General features: G+C 33.2%; 5 protein-coding genes and 1 pseudogene. 5 read left to right on the top strand and 1 reads right to left on the bottom strand.

What is annotated here, in order from left to right; genetic code table 11:
* The first annotated feature begins 355 nt into the window (after nt 1-355).
* Nucleotides 356-991, top strand: coding sequence for a LytR/AlgR family response regulator transcription factor (locus BW932_RS14030; protein WP_245820753.1), 636 nt, complete (start codon nt 356-358; stop codon nt 989-991).
* Nucleotides 992-1,061: 70 nt separating this feature from the next.
* Nucleotides 1,062-2,276 carry a dioxygenase family protein gene (locus BW932_RS14025; protein WP_076388670.1) on the top strand — a complete coding sequence of 405 codons (1,215 nt, stop codon included), beginning with the start codon at nt 1,062-1,064 and terminating at the stop codon, nt 2,274-2,276.
* A gap of 231 nt (nt 2,277-2,507) precedes the next feature.
* On the opposite strand, the pseudogene BW932_RS14020 reads toward BW932_RS14025, so the two are convergent.
* A pseudogene (locus BW932_RS14020) lies at nt 2,508-2,837 on the bottom strand (transposase); the annotation flags it as partial.
* A 240-nt stretch (nt 2,838-3,077) separates the two neighbouring features.
* On the opposite strand from BW932_RS14020, the gene BW932_RS14015 reads away from it, so the two are divergent.
* From BW932_RS14015 to BW932_RS14005, 3 genes are all read left to right on the top strand, one after another.
* The gene (locus BW932_RS14015) at nt 3,078-3,677 is read left to right on the top strand and encodes a DUF6624 domain-containing protein (protein WP_076388668.1); all 600 of its coding nucleotides are present in this window, start codon (nt 3,078-3,080) and stop codon (nt 3,675-3,677) included.
* A gap of 110 nt (nt 3,678-3,787) precedes the next feature.
* Nucleotides 3,788-4,234 carry a DUF2059 domain-containing protein gene (locus BW932_RS14010; RefSeq protein ID WP_076388666.1) on the top strand — a complete coding sequence of 149 codons (447 nt, stop codon included), beginning with the start codon at nt 3,788-3,790 and terminating at the stop codon, nt 4,232-4,234.
* Nucleotides 4,235-4,515: 281 nt separating this feature from the next.
* Nucleotides 4,516-4,863 carry a hypothetical protein gene (locus tag BW932_RS14005; RefSeq protein ID WP_076388664.1) on the top strand — a complete coding sequence of 116 codons (348 nt, stop codon included), beginning with the start codon at nt 4,516-4,518 and terminating at the stop codon, nt 4,861-4,863.
* Nucleotides 4,864-5,167: the final 304 nt, after the last annotated feature.

Below are 5,167 nucleotides of genomic sequence, written 5' to 3'. Positions count from 1 at the left end.
TGTGTTGCATCATTAAATATACGAATTCACTCCCGAAATATTGAAATTATTTACCTATTTTTGATTAAAATAAACGGAGGTTTTTTCACAGACTGCCGTTATGCGCAACCCTACATGAACAGCCTTAATCAATAAAAACACATTGACAATCAAACACACATATCAAATCTTCCAACACAGAGAGAAAGTAAATTTCATTTTTGTAACTTGTATAATGCTGTTCGTTTTGGCAAATGTGCTTTTGGATTTTTTGCACTCCTTATCCCAAAACAGTTCATTTTACATTTCGGAATCGTTACTATTTAGCTTTTCTTATTGGCTTTTGTTTCTGCCTTTCCTTACTTTGGTTTTTAAGATGATAAGGAGAACAGAAAGATTAATACTGAAATTACTTTTTGTAAGTTTAGCAAGTATATGTCATTTGTTTTCATATCCTGCGTTGGTATTGATTATTTCAAAGATTTTTTACTATCACACTTTTGATTATTGGCAGACTTTCAATTTTGGACTATCGGCTTATTTTATAAAAACGGTAATTGTTTACGGGTTTTCATTTTTGGCTTTTACCCTAATTAATAAAAATATCCAATTATCAAAAATAGAAAATGAAGTAGAAGCAATAACTGACAAACAAGATTTTATCAGTTCAATCTTAATCGTTGACAACAATAACAAAAAATTACTGCTAAAGGTAAATGACATTCTTTATTTTTCGGCTTACTCACCTTACATTAGTATTTATATTTCACAAAAAAGGTATCTATATACCGATACTTTGAAGTCTTTAGAAAAGCAATTAGACAACAAACAGTTTGTACGTATTCACAAATCTCATATCGTGAACATCCATAAAATTTCATCAATCGAATCCCGACACAACGGAGATTATGATATTTCACTTTCAGATAACACAATATTGCGATTGAGCAGAAACTACGCTAAAAATTTCAAATTAAAGCTTGCTGATTTTCATCAGCTCAACATAAAATAGACTCAGCATACTATATTTCATTTGTGGAGCAGGTAAATAAAAGACACTTTTGCCGTCAAAATATCTAACAATGAAACAAATATTTAAACTCGGGCTTTTTATTGCGACACTGAATTTCCTAACAGATTGTACCGGCCAGACAAAAACCGAAAGCAACCAAAATGAAATAAAGACAGACAAGAATAAACTTATTGGTGGCGGTTGTGATGGCTGTGAATTGATGTATGTAGGAATGCCAAAGGTAATCTCATCGGAGCACACAAGTAATGGTTGGGATGAGGGAAAACAAAAACTTATTTTGACAGGAAAAGTTTTTCAGCTTGACGGTAGAACACCTGCATCTGATGTTGTTATCTACTATTGGCATACGGACGATAGCGGTTTGTATTCTTCAAACGACCAAACACCTAAACAAGCAAAGGAACATGGTAAATTGAGAGGTTGGGTAAAGTCAGATAAGAGTGGCAATTATAAAATAAAGACTAGCAGACCTGATGCTTATCCGAATGATAATATTCCTCAACACATTCATTTATCCATAAAAGAACCTGACATCATTAACGAATATTATGCCGACCTTTATTTTGATGACGATCCTTTATATCTAAAGCATAAGAAAAAGTATGGCAAACTTGACAGAGCAGGCACGGAAATATTAAGAATTGTTTTGGACGGAAACATTCAAATCGCAGAACACAATATTGTGTTAGGTTTGAATATTCCTGACTATCCTACTAAAAGCAAAGCAGACATTCAATCGGGTTTAAACATTGGTGAAGACCAACCTTCATTTATACCATTTCACGCCTTTGGACCCGACAAAGGAACAAGAACTTGCCCTGTCTGCAAATACGGACGCTATCACGGAATTATATATTTTGTTGGTAACAATCCAAATTGGGACGAAATCAAAAAATGGCTTAAACAATTAGACAATGAAAGTGTAATAAGAGAAAAATATCTTAAAGCATATTTTGTTTACGGAAATTCAAAAAATTATAACAAGCAGACACGCCAAACAGAATTAGAAAAAATCGGAGAAGAATTAAGGCTTCAAAAAATTGCTTTGACTTTTGTTCCCTCATTTGCAGATACTGAAAGCGAAGCAAACCTTAATAAAATAAATGCAAGTATTGAAAATACATTTATTATCTACAGACATAGAACAATAGTTGAAAAATATGTAAATCTAAAACCGACAGAACAAAACTTTAAACTCATTGCAGAAACACTTGACAAGACGAAGGGAAATTATTTTGACCTTAACGAACCAAATCACGAATGACAAAAAAGGGCTGCACATAACAAGGTATTGCCAAAAGCGGGGCTGAAGTGCATCGATTGGACATTTGTGCAAAATTAAACATTCGTTCTTCTATTGAACTCTTGTACTAAAAATCCCCGCCTTCGGCAAGCCCTGGAACGTCAGGCTGTGAAAAAACTCACATCCTCCCTCTTTAAGCCATATTTTTACAACGCTGCAAGGTAAAACAAGCCTTTTAAGGAAGCCTTATTTTTAAGCAACCAATAATATTTTTTCAAAAACAAAGACTGATTTCAGCTTAAAATGCTTCGTTATTAACAAAAACAAGACGTTCCTTTTGTAAGGTGACTTCCAGTTGTTGATTTTGGGAATTAAATCAGGAACTCCCAGAATATTCATTGCACGTTTGATGTTGTAAACCAGCATAATTAAGCTGTGTTCACCATTTACCTTCTCTAAACCCGTTAAATTCGTGTGATTGTAACCCCATTGCCTTTTGATGGTTCCGAAGATATGCTCGTTGATCTCCTGCCTTTTTCGGTACAATTGCCCATTTTCTCGATAACGCTGATTGCTTTTTTTACAAAAACGTCAATAAATCGAACCGAATGATCCTCAGAAATAGAATCTTATAAACTCGTAAAAAACATTTGATTGAAGGTACTTTAAGTGAGGTAATTTATCATTATTAAGACGGTTTTCTGCCTTTATTATTGAAAGTATTTACCTATTTTTGGATTTGATCAACGGAGGTTTGATCACAGATTGAAGTTGGTGGCACTATTAAGATGACCCTTCGAACGAATAAAATGACTACAAAAAATGGACTATAAAAGCATTGCGGAAAAAATAATTGAACTAAAAAATGCGGACTTCATTTTAAGAGAAAAACTTTTGAAAAGTGGAAAACTCAGTGAAGGTTATGATGAAGAAATGAAGGAATTACACGACAAAAATGCTAAAATCTTAAACGACATCATAGACACCATTGGTTATCCTACCATAGACAAAGTGGGTAGAGAAGCAAGCGAAGCAGCATATTTGGTAATACAACATGCAATCGGACAACCAGAACTAATGAAAAAAGGTGCATCACTACTGAAAACCGCGGTAAGTGAAAATAAAGCAGACGCACAAAATTTGGGGTATTTAACTGATCGAATAGCCGTATTTGAAGAAAAACCGCAACTTTACGGAACTCAATTTGATTGGGATGAAAATGGAAATTTAAGCCCAAATCTTTATGATAACTTAACCAAAGTCAATGAAAGAAGAAAATCACTTGGACTTAACACCCTTGAAGAACAGGCAGAAATAATAAGAAAACGAGCAAAAAATGAAAATCAAATGCCACCGAAAGACTTTGAAAAAAGAAAACAAGAAATTAAACAATGGAAAAAGAATGTAGGATGGACGAAATAACAACTTCTGCCAAAAACTGAGCTTTCGTTTGATCTGAAAGACAAAAAATGAACGCATCTTTACTGGCTACAACACTTAAAAAATAATCATAACCATTATCTATTTAAAACATGAAAAAAATAATTATTGCTTTTTTGATTTGTGGATTATCAATATCAGCTTTTTCACAAACGACCAACAATTCTAAAATTGAAAAAATTAAAAATCTGCTTGAAATGACTGGTTCAGGAAAACTTGGAGTGCAAGTAGCAAGTAATATGATGGCTGCATTTCAAAAATCATATACAACGGTGGATGAAAAATTCTGGGATGATTTTGCCAAAGAAATAAAAGCGGAGGACTTAGTCAATTTAATAATACCAATTTATGATAAGTATTATACTGAAGATGACATTGATCAAGTGATTAGTTTTTATAATACACCGACAGGAAAAAAAATGATAGAAACACTACCAATAGTTACACAAGAATCTATGACGGCTGGACAAGCTTGGGGAAAACAAATTGGAGAAAAAGTGATACAACAACTTACAGAAAAAGGGTATTTGAATAATTAAAAAGTAGGCAGCCAAAACCTAAGCTTACCTTTTATCATCCCATAGAATCCTTCAAATTCGCTCATCATAAGTATACTTTCGGTCGCTTTTATGAAAGAGATTTCTTCGTTGCTCCCAATGACATTTGTGGTTTTTAGAATATATATATACAAAGCAGTTTTTGAGAAGAATTGCTTTTTTTGTGAAATGAGGTGAGCTATTTTTTGATGGAACGACTTCCCTATCTATTTTAACCTCTTGCAAAAGGATAATTTTATATATTTGAGTATCAAATGATTCTTATGGAAAATTGTCTGGAATGTGGCGAAAAAATTATTGGCAGAACCGATAAAAAGTTCTGCAATGATGGCTGTAGAAATACGTACAACAACAATCACAACAAAGATTCGTCGAACCTGATGCGCAATATCAATAACAAACTGCGCAAAAATCACCGCATTCTTGCGGAGCAAAAATTTGTGGAAGGAAAAGCGAAAACAACGCGAAATAAATTGATTTCTGCCGGTTTTGATTTTGAATACTTTACAAATCTGAAAATCTATAAAAACGGCGCAGAATACCACTTTGTTTATGATATCGGGTATAAATTGTTAGAAGAAGACTGGATTCTGCTTGTGAAAAAGGAATGAAATCTTTCGGAGAATATCCCATCATTCCGCGCATTAATGTTGAAAATTTAGTGAGATATTGATTGGCTTCTATTTCATTGTTCGTGGCGATAATGAAAAAACGCAGCGATTCTAAAGTGGATGATTTAGGAAAAGCGATTGAAAAATCGATCGTAGAAAGCGGGAATAAAAATGGGATACACTTTTAAAAATTTTAAGTTAGTTAAATGGAATCCGTCTCACAACTGAGGCGGATTTTTTTTGGTTATTATGGTGATAATTTGTATATTTATGATTGATAATCAGATAGTTGTTTATGAATTTC

Origin of the sequence: Kaistella chaponensis (genome assembly GCF_900156725.1) — a bacterium.
Lineage (GTDB): Bacteria > Bacteroidota > Bacteroidia > Flavobacteriales > Weeksellaceae > Kaistella > Kaistella chaponensis.
The sequence above is the reverse complement of the archived record's forward strand: the minus strand, read 5'-3'. Positions and strand labels throughout refer to the sequence as shown.

Coding starts and splice junctions, on each gene's coding strand:
- BW932_RS14030 (WP_245820753.1), top strand. CDS start 356: ATGATAAGGAGAACAGAAAGATTAATACTGAAATTACTTTTTGTAAGT.
- BW932_RS14025 (WP_076388670.1), top strand. CDS start 1,062: ATGAAACAAATATTTAAACTCGGGCTTTTTATTGCGACACTGAATTTC.
- BW932_RS14015 (WP_076388668.1), top strand. CDS start 3,078: ATGGACTATAAAAGCATTGCGGAAAAAATAATTGAACTAAAAAATGCG.
- BW932_RS14010 (WP_076388666.1), top strand. CDS start 3,788: ATGAAAAAAATAATTATTGCTTTTTTGATTTGTGGATTATCAATATCA.
- BW932_RS14005 (WP_076388664.1), top strand. CDS start 4,516: ATGGAAAATTGTCTGGAATGTGGCGAAAAAATTATTGGCAGAACCGAT.